The organism is Ralstonia sp. NFACC01 (genome assembly GCF_900115545.1).
Lineage (GTDB): Bacteria > Pseudomonadota > Gammaproteobacteria > Burkholderiales > Burkholderiaceae > Ralstonia > Ralstonia mojiangensis.
The window spans coordinates 562,613-582,867 of the sequence record NZ_FOWV01000003.1 but is presented as its reverse complement, the minus strand read 5'-3'; the positions used below and the strand labels follow the sequence as shown (position 1 = coordinate 582,867).

Genomic DNA, 20,255 nt, shown 5'->3' with positions numbered 1-20,255 from the left:
TCTTAGTGAGAGAATTGCCCAATAAATCAAAGGCCTAACTGTCGGTACTCGGATTCCCATTGTGCAAAGATACTATCGCTGCCAAAGTTCTTTATGATGTGATGACGTCGCGCGAGTCTATCAGACGGGCGATCGTCTTCTAACATGCACCGCTCCATTGCTTCGGCAATTGCATCGATATCGGTGGGGCACACAAGCCTCCCGTATCGCCCGATGACCTCTCTTAGGCCCGGCACATCAGCGCCAACGATGGGCAAGCCGACTGCCATTGCTTCGGCTGCCGCTAATCCAAAGCCTTCATAGTTAGAAACCAATACAAATGCGTTGGCATCGCGTAGCGAAGCTGGGACATTGGCATCTCCCCCAGCAAATGTTACTGCATTCGCTATTCCGAGTGTCTCAACCAGTATTTTACATTCGGGAAGTAGGGGGCCTGCGCCCAGCAACATTAGTTCAGTGCTTGGATGATCTTTATGGACCTTCGAAAAAGCTCTCAAGAGTGTCGCGTGGTTTTTTTCGGGTCGAAATTGTGCTACACATATATACGTAAAAACTCCATCCGATTTCGCTGGCCAGTTGTCTTGAAACTCAAACCTAGCGGCATCGATACCATTAGGTATGCACTTAGCTCTATCTGCGCAAAATAGTCGTTGCGTGACATAAGCCTTCGTTGCCTCTTCACTCACATTCGTCGAAAGATCTGGTGCCGATCGAGTTATGCGTTGTAGGAAATTGAGGAGTCTTCCGCCCTCATGGACGCTGTGAGCTGTTGCAACCATTTTGATTTCGGGTAGGGTCCACTTGATCAATGAAACAAGGATCGTTGCGTGGATCATGTGCGAATGAACTACCTTCGGCCGCCACTCTCGAAGAATGTTTCGGCACCGCCACAGCGCTTGAGGGAGTTCCCATATCGAGCTCATCCGCAGGCAGGCAGTGGCCACGCCGGATGCTTCAAATTCAGGCGCTAGCTCATCGTGTCCTTCGACTAAATAGATAACTCCTACCCGGTGACCAAGTCTAGAGAAATGAGTTGCTTGATTTAAGCACACCAATTCGGCTCCAGCCCGATTTAGGCCCGTAATAACGTACACCAGATCGCGAAGGGCATTCATAGCGTTCTTTTCAATTCGTCGGTCGCTTACAAAAACGAGCCGTTGTGGTTGCCAGGAGTAAATCAACCAGCGCTAGAGCAAATAGGAAGACGGCTACCGACGACGCCTCCCGAAGTAGCGCAGTGGCAAAAACTGCGCCAGCCGTTTGGCACAGGAGTAGGCGCGTAGCAAGCACAAAATTGCCGGCTGCTAGCACACGCATATATAACGTTGCAGAGAATGCGACCCTCGCTCCAGTAAGAACCGAGGCCAGTGCGAGCAATTTCCCGTTCTCTGAAAATAATTGGGCTAGCGATGCGTGCGAAACTTGGATGTAGAGGTTCAACGCGGCCATTGTTCCCACGCTGACGAGCACGGCAATAAAAAGATTGACTCCGATAACCTCGATCGTGGGTCTTTCACGAAAATCCCTGCCCAGCGTCGGCAATATGTAGCCCAGTACAGCCGAGACAATGCCCATCGCAGCCCTCGAGACTTTCTCTGCAGCCAGTGCTGGGCTGGCTAGAGGCGCTGCAACAGCCGCCCCCACAGAGACGGGCAAGATGTTTCGCCCTGCGGCTTGTATGATGGCCGACCGATAAGCTGCGAAATGCCGCGCATGGATGCGCAATCGTCTCAGTTTGGGTATTGGCAGCGCTGACAAAAGGCCAATACGGTACGCAATCAATAGTTGACCGGCAGATTGTAGGGCGCTCGCAAATCCGAGGCATGCCAACGCCATATCTGCACTCTTTGTCGGGACGAGCATGAAGGCGAGTAATCCTACCAAACGAGCGATGCTCTCAGTTAATGCAATCAGCACATATCTTTCCGATGAAATGAAAACCCATCCAAAACTAAAAGCCATGGATGCCGACATTATGAGGGTCAACCCAAAGTTGTTCCAACCTACGATGGTGTAGCGTGTGGCAATAGCAATCAATAAAGTCTGAACCGCAAATAGCGGCAGTCGAATCGACACAGCATATCGTGACAGTGCCGTGAGGCGAAGTGGAGTTGCGCAATGCGCCAATCGCTGTGGGACCCACAGGGCGAATCCCGCTTCCCCGACGGCTGCTAGCAATGCAGCGACACCTTGAGCCGCAAGGACAACTCCCAGGTCATGCACATGGAGTTTGCTGCTAAGAACCCAAAGCTCGAGAAGGGCGCATGTCGAAGATGAAGCGGTGATTACTGACGCGCGACTTAGCTTAAGAAGTACTGAAGGAAGATGCCGAAGCATGGTTTTTTGTGATTGCTGGCCTAGTAGGATGCGTCAACGAGCAGCCAATGCAGAAAAGTGACGCCAGTTACGCTACGTCAAGGCGGGCTATCGATGCTCTTCGTCTGCGCTTGTGCGGATCGATTTTGCACTCGGCATGCTCAGTGGGCGGCGGACCAGTTTTTGGGCGGCTTTCTTTTGAATAGCTTTGTTGCTCGAAAGTAAAGACATTGGAACGCGCGGATCGCGTACTTTATCTTAAGTAGCGGTGATTCTTCTCTTTTAACTTGATCGATGTAGAAAAGTAGAAACCCTTTGGGATTCTTTCTGAGTGTTGCGGTGAAATTGCTGCTATATCCGTCAGCCAAATAATCGCATAAATATATAGCGATCCGAGGGAAAAAAAGTATATTTCCTGTATCGCTGATTTTATTCCATATGTAAAGTTCGGGGACGAATTTCTCTCCTGGTATTTGGGGGAAGGGATTGCCTTGCATTGCAGTCTTTTTGAAGACGTATGCTAAGTCACCTCGGAACATCTTGCCGGCATCGTTCGCAGTTGCATATATCGAATCCAGTGCGATTTCGCGTCCAACAAGTGTTCCGTCGAATTTAACCTTCCTAAAACAAAGACCGCTTAGCTTCGTGTGGTCAAAATCGGAGAATTTATCATTGATCTGTCGTATGGCGTCCTCGGTGATGGCATCATCACTATCCACAATAAAAATAATGTCGCCTTGAGCGTGCGTTACGCCGGTGTTGAGTGCTATATGTTTACCTGCATTAGGCTGGAATATATATTGAACTCGAATGGCGTTCGCTTGTTGCCAATTTTTGATTAGCTCGGATGTTGCGTCTGAGCTGCCGTCATCGACGACGACCCACTCGAAATCCTGGTGCGTCTGTTTCAGAAGACTTTCGTATAACCTTGGTAAGGTTGATGCCCGATTAAAGGTGGGCGTTACAATCGTAATCACTGGATAGCTTGTATGAGGGGCTGGAAGTCCGCCCGAGAGTTCGGGGCCAAGCAAATACGTAGGTTCTCTCGTGACATCATAGCGCCGGATTCACTGCTTGCCGGGGCAGTACGCGACGTTCCAAGTGCCGCAGGGCGCCTATGCGATGTCGTCAGAATTTCGGAGCAGTGCTAAACCGGCTCCCGCAACAAGGCCTAAGAGCGCGCCTGCGGCTATAAACATCGTTGTGCTTGGTGTCTGGGAACGTGCGGGAACATAGACGGGGCCGATCGCTCTTGTAGGGTAGCTACGCAGCGGGGAAAGGGCATCTTCATAGACAGCGACTTCCTGCTGCAACGTGACAATCTGCTCGCTCAGAAGCGCTGCCATATTCGTCATTAGTACATCGCGAGCGCTATTGATTCCCGTGCTTCCTCGCGGAGTCGCGGAATTTAGTCCGCGTTCGGTCATCGCATAGTTCTGTTGAGTTGCCTTGAGCCTAGCCCTTGCGCTAACCAGGCTGTCTTGCATCGTCTTCGTCGCTTGTTCAAACAGTTCGCGGTGTGCGGCTGAAAAGACCCTGAAGGCTGCCTCCAACGCTGCGGCTGCTTGCTCCCGTGAGTAGGCCGAGACCTGCGCGTTGACTACATTTGGACCACGGCCCGGTGTGGCCTTAAGGGTATCGAAAATCAGGTTTGCCTGCGCGTTTCCCGTGGGTTGTAGTCCCAATTCTCTAATGACTTGAAGGCGATAACCTGGCGTGTTGTACCGATCCGCCGCCGTCAATTGGTTCTCGATAGGTAGAGACGTGAGCCCGTTTCTGCTGACTGTGGTCACCTGCCCCAATTGAATAGCCATCGTGGCTACCCACCGCGGATGAACTACTTGTGACGTCAAAAAGCCGGCCGCCATTCCGCCAATGACTGACGCAAGGATCAACTTGGACGAGTTCGCGAACAGACGGGCGAGTTCCGATAGTGAAAGTGACTTGCTCGTAACGACGGTGCGCATGTGGTGTGCTTTTTCCCAATTTAATACCAATTGTAACGTGCCTCGTGCGGGATCCCACCGGTCGGAAGATGTGCATCCATGCGCTTCCGTTTTGAGGGGATACGATCGACACGGTTTACAATTGGCTCTTTACGTTGGTCATCCGCCCATGAGCAGCATCCACCCCACCATCTTCAAAGCCTACGACATCCGCGGCATCGTCGGAAAAACTGTCGATGCTGAGACCGCACGCCTGATCGGCCGCGCCTTCGGCTCCGCAGCGCGCGCCAAGGGCGAATCCGCCGTCGTCATCGGTCGCGACGGGCGCCTGTCCGGCCCGGAACTGCTGGCAGCGTTGGCGGACGGTCTGCGCGCAAGTGGCGTCGATGTGATCGATCTGGGCCTCGTGGCCACGCCGATGGTGTACTTCGGCACGAACATCGAACTGGCAGGACGTCGCGCTACCTCGGGCGTGATGGTCACGGGCAGCCACAACCCGCCGGACTACAACGGCTTCAAGATGGTGCTGGCAGGCCAGGCCATCTATGGCGACCAAATCCAAGCGCTGCGCACGCGTATCGGGCAGGGCGATTTCACGGAAGGCGCCGGCTATTACGTCCAGGTAGACATCCGCCAACAGTACATCGACCGAATCATCTCGGACGTCAAGCTGAGCCGCCCGATGAAGATTGCGGTGGACTGTGGAAACGGCGTGGCGGGCGCTTTTGCGCCGGAGCTGTTCCGCGCGATGGGTTGCGAGGTGACGGAGCTTTTCTGCGAAGTGGATGGCCATTTCCCGAACCACCATCCGGACCCCGCCCACGTCGAGAACCTGCAGGACCTCGTGCGCACGCTGCAGACCACGGATTGCGAACTCGGCCTCGCGTTCGATGGCGATGGCGACCGCTTGGGCGTGGTCACTAAGGATGGCCAGGTGATCTTCCCCGACCGGCAATTGATGCTGTTTGCGCAGGAAGTGCTGTCGCGCAACCCGGGTGGTGAAATCATTTTCGACGTGAAGTGCACGGGCAAGCTGGCGCCGTTCATTCGTGAGCTCGGCGGCAAGGCGACGATGTGGAAGACCGGCCATTCGCTGGTCAAGGCCAAGCTGAAGGAAACGGGCGCACCGCTGGCCGGCGAGATGAGCGGCCACATCTTCTTCAAGGACCGCTGGTACGGCTTTGACGACGGGCTTTACACGGGCGCGCGCCTGCTGGAGATCGTTTCGCGCCTGGCAGACCCGAGCGCCACGCTCAACGCGCTGCCTAACTCGCACTGCACGCCTGAGCTGCAGCTGAAGTGTGCCGAGGGTGAATCGTTCGATCTGCTCGACAAGATCAAGGCCAACGCCACGTTTGCAGGCGCGAAGGAAGTCAATCGCATCGATGGCGTGCGCGTGGAATACGAAGATGGCTTTGGCTTGGCGCGCCCGTCCAACACCACGCCGGTAGTGGTGATGCGTTTCGAAGCCGACAACGATGCCGCGATGGCGCGCATCCAGAGCGAATTCCGCCGCGTGATCCTGGCCGAGAAGCCGGACGCGCAACTGCCGTTCTGATCGCACGGTTCGCACACATGAAGTTGGGGGAAAGGGTGACGGCATGCGTGTGCTGATCGTCAAGGTATCGTCGCTTGGCGATGTGGTGCATTGCACGCCGGTCGTGGCCGATATTCTGCGGGCCTATCCGGATGCCGAGATCGACTGGGTAGTTGAAGAAGGCTTCGCAGGGATCGTCCGCATCGTGCGGGGCGTGCAGGGCGTCATTCCGTTTGCCCTGCGGCGTTGGCGCAAGTCGCTTGGTTCCGGGAAAACGTGGGGCGAGATGGCGGCGTTCCGTCGCGCGTTGCGTGCCAAGTCGTATGACGCGGTGCTCGACACGCAGGGGCTCATCAAGACGGCGCTCATTGCCGCGCAGGCCAGGCTGGCGCCTGGTGGTTTCGTCGCGGGCCTTGGTAATCGTTCGGAAGGTGCTGGTTACGAACCGCTCGCCAAGCTGTTCTATCAGCGCAAGGTTGAGATGGAGCCGCGCGTGCACGTGGTCGAGCGCTCGTGCCGCATGGTGGCGGAGGCACTCGGTTACGCGCTGCCCGATACCATCGATTTCGGTTTGCAGCCGCCGGCCGACTTGCCGTTCAAACTGCCGCGCCCGTACGTGGCGCTGGTGCATGCGACTTCGCGTGCCGATAAGGGGTGGCCGCAGGCGGCGTGGGTTGATGTCGCACGTGAGTTGCTGGCGCGTGACTACGCTATCGCGCTGCCGTGGGGTAGCGAGGCCGAGCGGCGCACGAGTGAATCCATCCGCGAAGCCATCGTCGCTGCAGCGCCGGGCACGGTGGGCCGCGTGGTGATTCCGCCGCGTATGTCGCTGCCGGATGTGACGGCGTTTCTTGATCAGGCGACTGCGGTGGTGGGTGTGGACACCGGCCTTGTGCACATCGCGGCCGCGCTGTGCAAACCGACCGTCGCGCTCTACAACTTCACCACCTCCTGGCGCACGGGCGGTTATTGGACGCCGAACGTGCACGACCTCGGCAGCGCCGAGGCCCATCCGACCAGCGCGCAAGCGCTCGATGCGCTGCGCGCGCTGGGTGTGCTCTGATGCTGCGCGTTCTGTATCGCTGGTTGTGGCGCATAGCGCTGCCGTTCGCATTGCTGCGCCTGTGGTGGCGCGGCCGCAAAGAGCCCGGTTATCGTCAGCACGTTGGCGAGCGGCTTGGCTTCTACCCGCCACGCCCGAATCCGGATCGCCCTTTGCTGTGGGTGCATGCCGTGTCCGTTGGTGAGACGCGCGCCGCGCAGCCGCTCATCGATGCGCTGCTTGCGCGCTTTCCGCACCATGCAGTTCTGCTCACCCACATGACGCCGACGGGCCGCCGCACCGGCGCCGAGTTTGCGTCGCAACGCAACGGCCGCGTCATCCAGGCCTACCTGCCGTACGATTTGCCGAGTGCGGTCGACCGGTTTCTGCGCCATTTCCAGCCGCGCCTTGGCTTGCTAATGGAGACCGAGATCTGGCCGGTGCTAATCGAACGCGCCTATGCCGCTGGCGTGCCGATGGTGCTCGTCAACGGGCGGCTGTCTGCGCGCAGCCACCGGCGCACCGCACGCCTTGGCGATGCAGCGCGCCAGACGTACGCGCAACTCGCTGCGGTGCTGGCTCAGACGCCCGACGATGCCGATCGCTACCGCTCCCTCGGCGTGCCGCGCGTGCGCGTCACCGGCAACCTGAAGTTCGACATCACGCCGCATGTGGACCAGATCATGGCTGGCCGCGTGCTGCATGATGCGTTGCACGGCCGCTCTGCATGGGTGGCAGCCAGCACGCGCGAGGGCGAAGAGGCCCTGCTGCTGGACGCATGGCAAGCACATCGCGCGCAGCATGTCGGGCGCCGGCATGCCTTGCTGATTCTGGTGCCGCGCCATCCCCAGCGTTTTGATGAAGTCGCTCAGGCGGCCGAACGTGCAGGCTTGCGCGTCGTGCGTCGCAGTGCATTGTCGGTGTCTGCGGCAGGCGTGGCGGATGCCGATGCCCTTGCTGATGCCGATGTCCTGCTCGGTGACTCGATGGGTGAGATGGCGCTGTATTACGCCGCCGGGGAGGTGGCGTTCATCGGCGGCAGCTTGCTTCCGCTTGGTGGGCAGAACTTGATCGAGGCCTGCGCAGTCGGCACGCCCGTGGTTATTGGCCCGCACACGTTCAACTTTGCGCAGGCGACTCGCGATGCGGTAGCCGCGGGTGCCTGCAAGCAGGTGGAAGACGCGGCGGCTGTCATGCGTGTGATTGACGCTTGGCTCTCTGATGCCGATACGCGCGAAACTGCGTCGCGCGCTGCGCTGGCCTTTGCCGCCACACACGGCGGTGCGACGGCGCGTACGGTGGAGGCTGTGGCGTCCCTGGTCTTGCCGACGCTGTAACGTAGGGCACGTTCGGCACGAAAAGTGCGAACTCATGGCGAGCCGCGCAGACTAACGGCTCTTCATGTGGTTTGCATTCCGTTACCGTTCACGACACGTTCATGTCCCAACCGAATCGTCCCAAGCCGAGCCTGCTGCAAACGCCGCGCCGCGTGGTGCTGACCGCCGTAGCGCTGGCCGCAGTGACCGCCGCTACCATCATCGGTGCCGGCTGCATGACGCCGGCGCCTTCATCCACGCCCCCGGCGGCGGCCCCCGCTGCCGCGTCAGCGCCGGCCGCTGAAGCCAAACAGACACCCGCTAACGCAGCGCCCAATCCGGGCCAGGCGACGCTCGCCCAAGCGCAGGGCGAAGGCCGCTCGCGCTTCGTGCTGGTGCGTTGGCAAGAGTCGGGCGCCGCGCCCAAGGAATTGCCTTCCACCGAGGGCGAAGACGCTGATCCGGCTACGCAGCCGATTTCCATCGAATTCAGTGGTGGTCTGGAGGCGGCCAACGGCGTGGTGTCGGGCTATTCGGGCTGCAATCGCTTCTCGGGGCCGTATGAGAAGCTGGCCTCAGGCATGCGGTTCGGCAATCTCGTGTCGACGCGCATGGCGTGCGACCCGGCGCGTATGGAACTGGAGACTGCGTTCCTGGAGGCGCTCAAATCGCCCCTGGCGACCGTCGGTATGCAGCCCTCGGCCAACGGCAAGCAAGGCCGCCAAGTCATCTGGAAAACAGCCAGCGGCGCGTTGCTGCAATTTGCGGAGCGTCCGCTGCCGCCGCGCGGCCAGACACACTGATCAGCGTTTGGCCGATTTGCCGGCCGGTTTCGCCAGTCCGGGTTTGGCGCTTGCCGGCGGCAACGCGGTGATATCGCTCGAACCGTTGGCTGTGAGCAGCGTATTCACCTGGATCACGTCTGCCTCGCTCAACGAGCCGGCGGCAGACTTCAGCCGCAGCCCGTTGACGATGGTGTCGTAACGCGCGCGTGCCAGATCGCGCCGCGCCTGAAAGAGCTGCGCCTGCGAATTCAGCACGTCGGTGCCGATGCGCACGCCCACCCCGTAGGCGAGCTGGTTGGAGTCGTACGCTGTGCGCGCCGACAGCTCGGCCGCTTCCAGCGCTTTTACTTGCGCCAGTCCTGCGATTACGCCGATGTACGCTTGCCGTGCGCCTTGCTCGGCAGAGCGGCGGGCGAACTCGAGGTCGTTCGCGGCCTTGGTTTCCAGCGCGATGTTTTCGCGCACGCGCGACTGGATCGCACCGCCCGCAAAGATCGGAATCGACACCTGCACGCCAATCTGCGAGCTGTCAAAGCGTGCGCCGCCCGGCAGCGAGGGCAGGTATTGGTTGCCACTGGCATTGGTGTGGCCGGTTTGCGCCACCAGATCGACCGAGGGCAGATGGCCTGCGGTCGCCTTCTTCACATCGCGCTCAGCGCTTTGCAGGTTGTACTGCGCCAGCGCCACTTGCAGATTGCTGCTGCGCGCCTGGTCGACCCAGGGTTCTGCCGAAGCGGGTTCAGGCTGGGGGATCGTGACGCCTGGCCGCACGCCGGCCAGCGTGCCAACGGGCTCTCCGATGATCTGCTTGAGCGCCGATTGCTTGATCTCAAAGTCGCTGCGTGCGGCGATGACGCTGGCGTCGATGGCATCGCGGCGGGCCTGGGCGTCGTTTGCGTCGGTGATGTTCGCGTTGCCGACGTCGAAGTTGCGGCGCGCCTGTTCGTACTGCTGCTGGATCGCATCGCGCTGCGCGGTGGCAAGCTGCAACGTGTCCTGCGCGTTGAGCACGTCAAAGTAGGCCTGCGCCGTACGCGTGATGAGATCGAGCTGCGCTTGCGCGAGCGACGCCTCGGAGGCCTGCGCGGCAATTTCGCCTTGCTTGTAGGTTTCCCAGCGGTCCCAGCGGAAAAGCGGCTGCGATAGCGACAGCGTCCAGCCTGTCGACGAGAACGTCTTGTTGAATTCGGCCGGAGCGGTTTGATCAAAGATGACGCGCGTGGAACTCCAGGCGCCGCCGATCTGCGGTAGCAAACCGGCGCGGCCTTGCGTGAGCTTCTCGCGTTGCGCGAGCGACTGCGCACGGACTGATGCGAATTGCGGATCGTTGGCCAGCGCGGCGCGGTAGGCAGAGAGGAGGTCGGTCGCAGCCGGTGTGTTCGGTTGGGACTGCGCCCACGCGAACATCGGCATCATCGAACAGCACAGCACAACAAGCGAACCGCGCGCGGCCATCCGCGTGCGGCTACTGCGAGCAACAGTCATAAAGCCCCCGAGCGAGGAGGAAACGTTCGCGTTCGGAAGGCAGCGCGGGCGCGTCAGACCCTGTTCAGTGCCTGTGGAAGGTGAACAGGGCTTTGCCCGGCGGCGGCTTCCCCAATCAGTACGTTGCCATCTGCGGATCCACCTGGTGAGCCCAGGCATGGACGCCGCCTTGCAAGTTGTAGACACGCGCGGCATCGAAGCCGCCCTGCGTGATCAGATACTGCGCAACCTGCGCGCTGCGTCCGCCGTGGTGGCAGATGCAGACGATGTCTTGGTCAGCATTCAGCTCGCTGGCACGCGCCGGGATCTGATCCATCGGAATGTGCGTAATGCCAGGAATGGCGCAAATCTCCAACTCCTCCATCCAGCGCACGTCGAGCAGGACGGGCTTCGCGCGCGATGCGTCGGCGAGCCATTGGGCGAGGGCGGTGGGAGCGAGCTGTTGCATGATGATTGGGGAGCCGGGAGTGGTCAGAAGCGGAAGAGCGACGGTGCGGGAACGCCCACCAGCGGCGCCACGTACGTCTCGAACAGGTTGCGCGTTTGATATTCGGTGTTCGAGATGCGCGTGATGAGTTGTGCTTCCATGACCGGCGCGCCACCCACGAAGATCGACAGGCGACCACCCACCTTGAGCTGCTTGAGCAGTGCTTCCGGCACGGCGGGCACCGAGCCCGATACGCAGATGACGTCATACAGGCCATCGCCCCAGCCCTGCGCGCCGCTGGCTTCGACCACGTCGACGTTGGTTACGCCGTTGCGCGAAAGATTGTCGCGAGCGAAGGCGATGAGCTCCGGCACGATGTCGAGCGTGGTGACCTGACGGCCGCGATGGGCCAGCAGGGCAGCCATATAGCCGGAACCTGCACCCACTTCCAGCACGTCTTCATGCTTGCGCACAGCCAGTTCTTGCAGGACGCGGGCTTCCACGCGCGGCGCCAGCATGTTCTGGCCGCCGGCCAGCGGGATTTCCATGTCGACAAAGGCCAACGCGCGGTAGGCCTCGGGCACGTAATGTTCGCGTTTGACGACGCTGAGCAGGTCAAGAACGTCGGTATCGAGCACGTCCCAGGGACGGATTTGCTGCTCGATCATGTTGAACCGGGATTTTTCGATGTCCATGGGCATGCCTTCCACGCGGAGCGAGTGATGCAAATGAGGGTTTGACGACAAACCCGGCATTTTAGCAAGTCCGGAGGACAATCCGGCAGACATTGTCATGACGCGGCGCCTTCATCGGGGTTGCCAGGACCTTCTGGCAACGTGCGCCACGGTTGCGCGGTGAGGGCGGGCGGCGGCGGAATCACTGGGCCTGTCACTGGATTGCGAAGCACGCCGTGCAGCAGCAGCGACACGACATGGGCGATGAACGCCTTAGGTTCCAACTCCCGGTGCGAGCACGGGCCGAACGAATGCTTCCACATCATGAGGAAGATCATCGGCGCGACCATGGTCAACGTGGTGAGGTCGATGTTGACGTCGCGGAATTCGCCGCGGGCCATGCCACGTTCGAGGATGCGCGCGAACAAGCGGTCGCAGCGCTCGATGACTTCTTCGTGGTAGTACTGCGCCAAGTCGGGAAAGTTGCCCGATTCGGCCATCAGCAGCTTGGTGAGGCCCGAAGCCGGCGATTCGCCGATCAACTCCCACCAGCCCATCAGGATTTCGTGCAGCAGCGCTTCGCTGGTGCCATCAAAACTGTCAATCAGGGCTTCGCCCTCAGCCAGTGCGGGCACCAGGTTTTCTTGCACAACAGCCTTGAACAGCTCTTCCTTGTTGGCGAAATACAGGTAGACCGTGCCCTTGGATACCCCGGCGGCCGACGCCACATCTTCCAGTCGCGTGGCCGCATAGCCGCGCGCCACGAACAGGTTCAGCGCGGCGGCGACCAGTTCCTGGGGGCGGGCCTCTTTGCGGCGGGTCCAGCGTTTGGAGGAAGACTCGGAATCTTGATCAGTCACGGCGGTAGGGCGTCAGTCAGTGCGCACGGTCACTGACTCACAGATAACTTACTTTCCGGTCATTAATGTACGCATGCCGCAAGGGTGGGTCAAGCGGCATCGGCATTGTCAATCAGACTGGGCCTCGATTGTGCTGGTGCACAATAGCGGTTTCCGCCTCGATTTCGTTGACTAGGACAGCATGGACTGTCGACCCCACTGCGGCGCGTGCTGCATCGCGCCCTCCATTTCCAGCCCCATTCCCGGCATGCCAAACGGCAAACCGGCGGGGGTGCGCTGTGCGCAACTCGACGAGGCGAACCGTTGTCGTATCTTTGGCCAGCCGGAACGTCCGGCGGTCTGCAGCAGCCTGCAGCCCGAGCCCGACATGTGCGGTGGCTCGACCACGCACGCCATGCAGTTTCTGACCCGACTTGAAATCGCTACCGCAGCGCACTGATTTGTCATGACCGATTCCACGAAACCTGCTGCCCGCTCCAACCGCGTCCGCTGGTGGGCGGGTGCGGCCGCTGTTGCAGTGGCCGTTGCCGTCACGCTCGTGGCTTGTATGCCGACCGGCTGGACCGGTGACGGCTACACCTTTTCCCGCGGCCAGATGCAGGACGCGCTTGCGCGCAAGTTTCCGTTCCAGCGGCGCTTTCTCGGCTTCTTTGATGTGACGCTGTCGAACCCGCAGGTGTCGCTCGACCCCGCGCGCAACCGCATCGCCATCCAGGCAGATGCCGTGGTGCAGAGCGGTCTGTTCCGCCAGCCGCTGACGGGGCCGCTGGCCGTATCCAGCGGTTTGCATTACGACTCGCCAACGCATTCGATTCGCCTGGATCAGCCCACTGTCGATCGCTTCGATTTGCAGAACGTGCCCGGCGGCATCGGCCCGCAGATCAGTTCGATCGGTTCATTGATTGCCGGCCAGTTGCTCAACGACTACGCCGTCTACACGTTCAAGCCCGAACAGTTGAAAGTGGCTGGCATGGCCGTGGAGCCCGGTACAATCACGGTTTTGCCCGAAGGGGTGCACGTTCAGGCCAAGCGGCCCTGAATTCTGCTGCGCGCCCAGCGCTTCATTTTCTTTTTCCCTCTTTGCTTACTGCATGGATATCGCACTCGCCATCAAAGCGCTGATTCTCGGCATCGTCGAAGGTCTGACCGAGTTCCTTCCCATTTCCAGCACCGGCCATCTGATCCTCGCTGGCCAACTGCTCGACTTCAATGACGAAAAGGGCAAGATCTTCGAGATCGTGATCCAGTTCGGCGCCATCCTGGCGGTGTGCTGGGAGTTCCGTCACAAGATCATCGACGTGATCAAGGGTCTGCCGAATGACCCGCGCCAGCAGCGTTTCGCGATCAACGTGATCGTGGCGACGATTCCTGCGATCACGCTTGCGCTGATCTTCGGCAAGGCGATCAAGGCGCATCTGTTCAACCCGATCGTGGTGGCGTCGGCGTTCATCCTCGGGGGCTTCGTGATCCTGTGGGCCGAATGGCGTGAGCGTCATCGCGGCGAGACGCACGACCCGCGCGCCAACGCGCTGCTTGAAGCCGCCAAGGCTGGCGCACCGCGCATTGAAACACTGGATGACCTGCGCATCTCCGATGCCATCAAGGTGGGCTTCGCGCAGTGCTTTGCGCTGATTCCGGGCACGTCGCGTTCGGGCTCGACCATCATCGGCGGCCTGCTGTTCGGCCTGTCGCGCAAGGTGGCGACGGAGTTCTCGTTCTTCCTGGCGATCCCCGTCATTTTCGGCGCGACGGTGTACGAGTTGTACAAGTCGCGCGCGCTGCTGTCAGCGGACGATCTGTCGATCTTCGCGGTGGGTTTTGTAGCTGCGTTCATCTCGGCGTTCTTCTGCGTGCGCTGGCTGCTGAAGTTCATTGCCACGCATGATTTCCGCGGCTTTGCGTGGTACCGGATCATCTTCGGCATCATCGTCCTGGTGACGGCCTATACGCACCTCATCGCCTGGCAGGCCTAAGCCACCGGCGAGCATTTCCCTTCCTCGGTGCGAGGCTTTCGCACCGTCTGCACGATCGGGTGGATTCGGACACACTGGCGGTTTCTTCCGTCAGCCGCTGACTGCCGAATCTCCCGATCATGAGTGCTCTCTTCCAGCCTTTCTCCCTGCGCGGTCTCACGCTTGAGAACCGCATCGTCATCTCGCCGATGTGCCAGTACTCGGCCGACAACGGCCAAGCCACGGCGTGGCATCACACACATCTGGGCAGCCTGTCGCTTTCGGGTGCCGGGTTGCTGATGATCGAGGCGACCGCGGTGTCGCCGGAAGGTCGCATCACCAACGGCTGCCTCGGTTTGTGGGACGACGCGACCGAAGCTGCGCTTGAGCGCACGCTGGCTGCCATTCGCGAGAACGCACTGGTGCCGATCGGCATGCAAATCGCGCACGCGGGCCGCAAGGCTTCGAGCGCTCGGCCTTGGGAAGGCGGCGCGTTGCTGGCGCTCGATGCCGGCGGCTGGGAAACGATGGGTCCGTCCGCGTTGCCGCAGCGCCCCGAAGAGCGCGCCCCGCGCGAAATGACGGATGCAGACTTGGCCCGCGTGCGCGATCAGTTCGTCGAGACTGCACGCCGCGCTGTGCGGCTTGGCCTATCGGCCATCGAGTTGCACGCCGCACACGGCTATCTGCTGCATGAATTCCTGTCGCCGATTGCCAATCAGCGCACCGATGCCTATGGCGGTTCGCGTGAGAACCGCATGCGTTATCCGCTGGAGATTTTTGATGCGGTGCGCGCCGTGGTGCCGGACAACATTCCGGTTGGCGTGCGCGTGTCTGCCACCGATTGGGTGGAGGGCGGTTGGACGCCGGAGGATTCGGTGGTATTTGCGCAGGCGTTGCGTGCGCGCGGCTGCGATTGGATCGATGCGTCGTCAGGCGGGGTGTCGCCGTTGCAGCAGATTCCGCTGGCGACCGGCTATCAGGTGCCGTTCGCCGAGAAGATCCGAAACGAGGCCGACATCCCAACCATCGCCGTCGGCCTCATCAACGAGGCGCATGAGGCGGAGGCCATCGTTGCGCAAGGGCGGGCAGATTTGGTCGCTGTCGGCCGGGCGTTCCTCTACAACCCGCACTGGGCCTGGGCGGCCGCCGCTGAGCTGGGCGCGACGGTCAAGGCGCCGCCGCAATATTGGCGCGCTTTCCCGCGCCACGCCAAAAACCTCTTCGGTGATACGCATTTCGGCGCACGCTGACTCGCGTCAGCGTGCGCGGACGTAGTTAGGCGCGCTTGCGGAAGACCACGTCCCACACGCCGTGCCCGAGGCGCAGGCCGCGTTTCTCGAACTTGGTGACGGGGCGATAGTCCGGGCGCGGCGCGAAGCCGTCGGCGGTGTTTTCCAGCGTCGGTTCGGCGGACAGCACTTCCAGCATCTGGTGGGCGTACTCCTCCCAGTCTGTCGCGCAATGCAGATAGCCGCCCGGCTTGAGGTGCGCGGCCAGACGTGCGACGAACGGGCTCTGGATCAGGCGCCGCTTGTTGTGGCGCTTCTTGTGCCAGGGGTCCGGGAAGAACACATGGATGCCATCGAGCGTGCCTTCCGGAATCATGTGGGCCAGCACTTCCACGGCATCGTGCGAAACGATGCGGATGTTGCCGATCTCGCGTTCGCCGATCAGCTTGAGCAGCGCACCGACGCCCGGCTCATGCACTTCCACGCCGAGGAAATCGTCGTCCGGACGCAATTGCGCGATGTGGGCCGTGGTCTCGCCCATGCCGAAGCCAATCTCGAAGATGCGCTTGGCGCCGGCGCGGCCGAACGCGGCGTCCCAATCCAAGGGCTCGGCAGCGTAAGGCAGCAGGAAGCGCGGCCCGAGTTCATCGATGGCGCGCTGCTGACCGGTAGACGTGCGGCCGGCGCGGCGCACGAAGGAGCGGATGCGGCGTGGGTGGCCGGTTTGCTCGCCCGTTTCGGCGCCTTCGGCTGTATTGGTGTCTTGCGATTCCGGCGTGATGTCGTCGGGGCCGGTGCCCGGCTGTTCGATGGGCTGCATGGAGATCCCGTGCCGGTTGCCCGTTGATGGAATGGCGGGCGCGCAGGCAACAAAAAAGCCGCCGAGGGCGGCTTCAGACTGTTCGGTGGAGCGGGCGATGGGAATCGAACCCACGGCTCTAGCTTGGGAAGCTAGGGTATTACCATTATACGACGCCCGCGTAGCCCGTCATTTTATGCGGGGTTGCAGAGATTCGGCAAGCGGCCGGACGTAGATGTTAGCGAGAAAAGCGGGCTAGCGTGCGCTTTCCGGCCTGTGTTTGCGCACCGTACTCCTCTTGTTCTCATCCCACGCCGGGAACACCGTCGAGCGCTTGACCACGCCATACGCAAAGCTCGTGTCGATGGCGGCGATGCCCGGGATGGCATGCAATTGTCCGCGCACGAACTGCTCATAGTCCTGCAGGCTTTCCACCAGCACGCGCAGCAGGTAATCCGCCTCGCCAGTCAGCACGTAGCAATCGAGGATCGCGTCGATGGCGCGGATGCGGTTCTCGAACGTCGAGACCACCTCCCGCGAGTGCTGCTGCAGACGAATATGCACGAACGCCGTGACCGGCAGCCCGTACGCCTCTTCATCAACGATAGCCGTGTAGCCGCGGATGATGCCCGCGTCTTCCAGCAACCGCAGCCGGCGCAGGCAGGGTGAGGGCGACAGGTTGACCCGCTCCGATAGCTCCTGGTTGGTCAAGCGCCCCTCTTTTTGAAGTGCGGCAATGATCTGCCTGTCTTTCTTATCCATGTGATTTTTCCAGAGTGGCAGGTTCTGCCAAAGCGACGCGCAGCATTAGTGGAAATCGCAAGATACTACTTTTCATGCTGGGGCATTCTGTCTCCATTCTGAAATCGAGGGTGGGCGGTATGCGTGGTTCGACATTGACGGTGGGCGTGGGCGCGCAGGCTGGGCGAAATGCCTTCCAGGCCAACCCGCTAATCGGGTATGCGGCGATGGTGCTGACGGTGCTGATCTGGGCCGGGTTCGCGCTGTCGATCCGGGCCATTGGCGCTTCGCCGCTGGCGCCTGCCGACGTGGCGCTCATCCGATTCGGCCTGCCGACCTTGTTGCTGTTGCCGTTCCTGCCCGCCCGCTGGCCGATGCTGCGGCGGGTGAAGCCGCTCAGCGCGCTGATGGTCCTGATGGGCGGCGGCGTGCCGTTCTTCTTCATGGCTTCGGCCGGCGGCAAGGTGACATCGGCCGCGCACGTGGCTGCGTTGATCGCGGGCACGACGCCGTTGTCGGTGGCGCTGATCGCGTATGTGGTCGACCGCCAGCGCATCGCTGCGGCACGCGGGCGGGCGATCGCGATCATCCTCGCAGGCGTGCTGCTCCTGTTGGTCTCGCAATCGCACGTGTCGCATGGCGCGTTTGTCGCCGGTGCCGGATTGCTGTTGCTGGCGAGTCTGCTCTGGGGCAGCTACACGCTGGGGCTGCGTCGGGCGGGGCTCGATGCCATCGGTTGCGCATTGCTGCTGAGCGTGCCGTCCTTCTTGCTGACGGCGCTGCTGGTGAGCCTGGGCGTGGTCGACAGTCATGTCGGGCACTTCACCGTGGCCAACGCTATGCCTTTCCTGCTGGCCCAGGGCTTGGGGGTTGGCGTGATTTCCAGTCTGTCCTATGCGCTGGCGATTCGTCATCTGGATACGCCGCGCTGTTCCGCCATCGGCTCGCTGGCGCCCGCGCTGGCCTGCCTCGGCGCGGTGCCTTTGCTTGGTGAATCGCTGACGCTGACTGTTGCCTGCGGCATTGCCGTGATCACCGCTGGCGTGATCCTCGCAAACCGCGCATAGACCATCGCATCGCTCTTCCGGAGACCACACCATGCTCGCAAGTCTCGCCACCGTTGCCCCGGACCCGCTATGGGGGCTAACCGCTGCTTTTCGCGCGGACCCTCGGCCCGACAAGGTTGATCTTGTGGTGGGCGTCTACCGCGATGACACCGGGCAGACGCCGGTCATGGCCGCAGTGAAGGCCGCCGAAGAGCGCCTGGCCGCCACCGGTGCCTCCAAGGCTTACCGTGGGCTGGCTGGCAATACCGACTTCAATGCCGGATTGGCGACGCTGCTGCTCGGCAACGACGTAGGTCGCCTGGCACGCCAGCACACGATGCAGACCGTGGGTGGGACCGGCGCGCTCCGGTTGCTCGCTGACTTCATCGCCGTGGCTTCGCCCGGTGCTCGTGTTTGGGTGTCTGACCCCGGCTACGTCAACCACGTGCCCATCATGCGAGCGGCCGGGCTTGCAGTGAACCGCTACCGCTGGCGTGCCGAAGGCGGGCTGCTCGACGCGGATGCCATGTTCGCGGACCTGTGGGCTGCGCGTGCTGGCGATATCGTTCTGCTGCACGGTTGCTGCCACAACCCGACCGGCATCGACATGGGCGTCGGGGTCTGGCAAACCGTGGCGGAGCGCTGCGCGAAGCAGGGCCTGATCCCCCTGGTCGACATGGCGTATCTGGGTCTCGCCGATGGTCTGGAGCAGGATACCGCGGGCCTGCGGTTGGTCGTCGATGCGCTTGATACGGTGCTGGTGGCGGCAAGCTGCTCGAAGAGCATGGGCCTGTACTGCGAACGCACCGGCGCGGCGATGGTGATTGGCAAGAACAGGGCGGCTCTGCAGCCGGTTGGCGGCGTGCTGGAGCGCATCACACGCAGCAACTATTCGATGCCGCCGGACCACGGCGCGGCCATCGTGGCGGCCATCCTTGACGATGTCGCATTGACGGCGTCCTGGCGTAACGAGTTGGAGCACATGCGTCAGCGCATTGTGGGCAACCGGCGCCGTCTGGATGACGCACTGGCCAGTCTGGGCGCTCCCGTTTCGCTACAGAATCTGTCGCGGCACAAAGGCATGTTTTCCATGCTGCCGCTGGATGCTGATGCCATGGAGCGTTTGCGCGCAGATCACGCCATCTATGGCACTCAGGGCGGCCGGATCAATATTGCGGGACTCGCACCGGAGCAGATCGACCGGGTGGCCGGCGCGCTCGTCACCGTGGCTTCGGACATGGCTTGTGCGTTGGCCTGAACGACCTGGATGACTTCGCTTTGAACCCAGGCAGCGCGCTCTGCACTGTCTGGAAGCTGGTCGCGCTCACATCGGTGCCGTTGCCTAGCGCCGCAGCGCCATCGCCCGCATGGCCGCATCCACGAACTTCGCAGCGGCGTGTTCGCCTGCCGTTGGGGCCGCAGCCTTCGCGCACGCCGCAACCACTTCGCACAGCGATTGCGGGTCTTCCTTGCAGGCGCGCAGCAGCGGCATGGCGGCACCCGCAGCCGAACCGAAGTGCTGCACAGCCAAACGCATCAACTCGACCTTGACCACGTTGGGCAACACGTCGGCCAACTCCGGCGGAACGGCAGGCTGTGGCACAGAAAAAGTCTGGACCGGAGCCGCAGGCGGCGCGCTTGGGTCATTGGCCGCAGGCTCGTCGATGGGGGCAGCTACCGCTTGCAGACCGAGCGTCATGCCCGTCAACGGCGGCAGTTCGTCGTAGATGAGCGACAGGGCAGCAGGGACGCTGTCGCCGTCATCGTCGAGCAAGGGACGGTTGAAGTGGGCGATGGGGTCGAACGGTTGTGCGGCCGTTGCGTTCTCAAGCGAGAACCCCGGCAGAACGTCGACCATGCCAGCCTGTTGCAGCCCCACCAGCAGTTCATCTAGGTCCGGCCAGTCGCTCAGCAGTTGATGCAGTTGGCCGACCGTGCGGGCACCGTCGATGAGGATCAGCAGATGGCGCTGGCGCATCTGCATGTCGTGGCGGCGCTCGGCCAAGGCTTCACGGCCGTCCTCGGTTTTGACGAGGACGTTCGTCGTTGCAAGCATAGTGATTCCCCGTTAAACAGCTCGCCCGGCATCTTGATGTA

General features: G+C 61.6%; 21 protein-coding genes and 1 tRNA gene. 10 read left to right on the top strand and 12 right to left on the bottom strand.

Features of this window, described 5'->3' with window-relative positions:
* Positions 1-26: 26 nt before the first annotated feature.
* From BM136_RS10725 to BM136_RS10715, 4 genes are all read right to left on the bottom strand, one after another.
* Positions 27-1,115: a glycosyltransferase gene (locus BM136_RS10725; RefSeq protein ID WP_092971805.1), complete on the bottom strand. Its 1,089-nt coding sequence runs from the start codon at positions 1,113-1,115 to the stop codon at positions 27-29.
* A gap of 10 nt (positions 1,116-1,125) precedes the next feature.
* A complete protein-coding gene (locus BM136_RS25155; protein WP_139219363.1) occupies positions 1,126-2,076 on the bottom strand; it encodes a hypothetical protein in 951 nt (316 codons plus the stop codon).
* Between the two features lie 401 nt (positions 2,077-2,477).
* Positions 2,478-3,293: a glycosyltransferase family 2 protein gene (locus BM136_RS10720; protein ID WP_092971804.1), complete on the bottom strand. Its 816-nt coding sequence runs from the start codon at positions 3,291-3,293 to the stop codon at positions 2,478-2,480.
* 138 nt (positions 3,294-3,431) lie between these two features.
* A complete protein-coding gene (locus BM136_RS10715) occupies positions 3,432-4,283 on the bottom strand; it encodes a hypothetical protein (protein WP_092971803.1) in 852 nt (283 codons plus the stop codon).
* Positions 4,284-4,431: 148 nt separating this feature from the next.
* Between BM136_RS10715 and BM136_RS10710 the strand changes: the two genes are divergently transcribed.
* The 4 genes from BM136_RS10710 (at position 4,432) to BM136_RS10695 (ending at position 8,960) form a co-directional block, all read left to right on the top strand.
* On the top strand, positions 4,432-5,820 hold the full coding sequence (locus BM136_RS10710; RefSeq protein WP_092971802.1) for a phosphomannomutase/phosphoglucomutase: 1,389 nt from the start codon (positions 4,432-4,434) through the stop codon (positions 5,818-5,820).
* 43 nt (positions 5,821-5,863) lie between these two features.
* A complete protein-coding gene (gene waaC, locus BM136_RS10705) occupies positions 5,864-6,862 on the top strand; it encodes a lipopolysaccharide heptosyltransferase I (RefSeq protein WP_092971801.1) in 999 nt (332 codons plus the stop codon).
* On the top strand, positions 6,862-8,178 hold the full coding sequence (gene waaA, locus BM136_RS10700; RefSeq protein ID WP_092971800.1) for a lipid IV(A) 3-deoxy-D-manno-octulosonic acid transferase: 1,317 nt from the start codon (positions 6,862-6,864) through the stop codon (positions 8,176-8,178). The genes waaC and waaA overlap by 1 nt, the downstream gene beginning before the upstream one ends.
* Before the next feature lie 101 nt (positions 8,179-8,279).
* Positions 8,280-8,960, top strand: coding sequence for an META domain-containing protein (locus BM136_RS10695; RefSeq protein ID WP_092971895.1), 681 nt, complete (start codon positions 8,280-8,282; stop codon positions 8,958-8,960).
* Here the strand turns inward: BM136_RS10695 and BM136_RS10690 are convergent, their stop codons facing one another.
* The 4 genes from BM136_RS10690 to BM136_RS10675 form a co-directional block, all read right to left on the bottom strand.
* On the bottom strand, positions 8,961-10,397 hold the full coding sequence (locus tag BM136_RS10690) for a TolC family outer membrane protein (RefSeq protein ID WP_092971799.1): 1,437 nt from the start codon (positions 10,395-10,397) through the stop codon (positions 8,961-8,963).
* A gap of 145 nt (positions 10,398-10,542) precedes the next feature.
* Positions 10,543-10,875, bottom strand: coding sequence for a rhodanese-like domain-containing protein (locus tag BM136_RS10685; RefSeq protein ID WP_092971798.1), 333 nt, complete (start codon positions 10,873-10,875; stop codon positions 10,543-10,545).
* A 23-nt stretch (positions 10,876-10,898) separates the two neighbouring features.
* Complete coding sequence (locus BM136_RS10680) at positions 10,899-11,549, bottom strand: protein-L-isoaspartate O-methyltransferase family protein (RefSeq protein ID WP_175537113.1); 651 nt, start codon at positions 11,547-11,549, stop codon at positions 10,899-10,901.
* Between the two features lie 95 nt (positions 11,550-11,644).
* On the bottom strand, positions 11,645-12,388 hold the full coding sequence (locus tag BM136_RS10675) for a TetR/AcrR family transcriptional regulator (protein ID WP_092971796.1): 744 nt from the start codon (positions 12,386-12,388) through the stop codon (positions 11,645-11,647).
* A gap of 181 nt (positions 12,389-12,569) precedes the next feature.
* Here BM136_RS10675 and BM136_RS10670 point away from each other — a divergent pair, with 181 nt between their 5' ends.
* From BM136_RS10670 to BM136_RS10655, 4 genes are all read left to right on the top strand, one after another.
* Positions 12,570-12,827, top strand: a complete 258-nt coding sequence (locus BM136_RS10670; RefSeq protein ID WP_092971795.1) for a YkgJ family cysteine cluster protein — start codon at positions 12,570-12,572, stop codon at positions 12,825-12,827.
* A gap of 6 nt (positions 12,828-12,833) precedes the next feature.
* Positions 12,834-13,427, top strand: coding sequence for a DUF1439 domain-containing protein (locus BM136_RS10665; protein WP_092971794.1), 594 nt, complete (start codon positions 12,834-12,836; stop codon positions 13,425-13,427).
* Positions 13,428-13,479: 52 nt separating this feature from the next.
* Complete coding sequence (locus BM136_RS10660) at positions 13,480-14,361, top strand: undecaprenyl-diphosphate phosphatase (RefSeq protein WP_027677989.1); 882 nt, start codon at positions 13,480-13,482, stop codon at positions 14,359-14,361.
* A 119-nt stretch (positions 14,362-14,480) separates the two neighbouring features.
* On the top strand, positions 14,481-15,593 hold the full coding sequence (locus tag BM136_RS10655) for an NADH:flavin oxidoreductase/NADH oxidase (RefSeq protein ID WP_092971793.1): 1,113 nt from the start codon (positions 14,481-14,483) through the stop codon (positions 15,591-15,593).
* A 25-nt stretch (positions 15,594-15,618) separates the two neighbouring features.
* On the opposite strand, the gene trmB is transcribed toward BM136_RS10655, so the two are convergent.
* The 3 genes from trmB to BM136_RS10640 form a co-directional block, all read right to left on the bottom strand.
* Positions 15,619-16,392, bottom strand: a complete 774-nt coding sequence (trmB, locus tag BM136_RS10650) for a tRNA (guanosine(46)-N7)-methyltransferase TrmB (protein ID WP_092971792.1) — start codon at positions 16,390-16,392, stop codon at positions 15,619-15,621.
* Positions 16,393-16,478: 86 nt separating this feature from the next.
* Positions 16,479-16,552 (bottom strand) — tRNA-Gly (locus tag BM136_RS10645).
* Between the two features lie 74 nt (positions 16,553-16,626).
* Positions 16,627-17,133: an Lrp/AsnC family transcriptional regulator gene (locus BM136_RS10640; protein WP_092971791.1), complete on the bottom strand. Its 507-nt coding sequence runs from the start codon at positions 17,131-17,133 to the stop codon at positions 16,627-16,629.
* Between the two features lie 119 nt (positions 17,134-17,252).
* On the opposite strand from BM136_RS10640, the gene BM136_RS10635 reads away from it, so the two are divergent.
* The gene (locus BM136_RS10635) at positions 17,253-18,179 is read left to right on the top strand and encodes a DMT family transporter (RefSeq protein WP_092971790.1); all 927 of its coding nucleotides are present in this window, start codon (positions 17,253-17,255) and stop codon (positions 18,177-18,179) included.
* 31 nt (positions 18,180-18,210) lie between these two features.
* The gene (locus tag BM136_RS10630) at positions 18,211-19,416 is read left to right on the top strand and encodes an amino acid aminotransferase (protein ID WP_092971789.1); all 1,206 of its coding nucleotides are present in this window, start codon (positions 18,211-18,213) and stop codon (positions 19,414-19,416) included.
* Between the two features lie 84 nt (positions 19,417-19,500).
* Here BM136_RS10630 and BM136_RS10625 read toward each other — a convergent pair whose 3' ends face one another.
* Entirely contained in the window at positions 19,501-20,214 is a 714-nt protein-coding gene (locus BM136_RS10625) for a hypothetical protein (protein WP_092971788.1), read from the bottom strand.
* Positions 20,215-20,255: the final 41 nt, after the last annotated feature.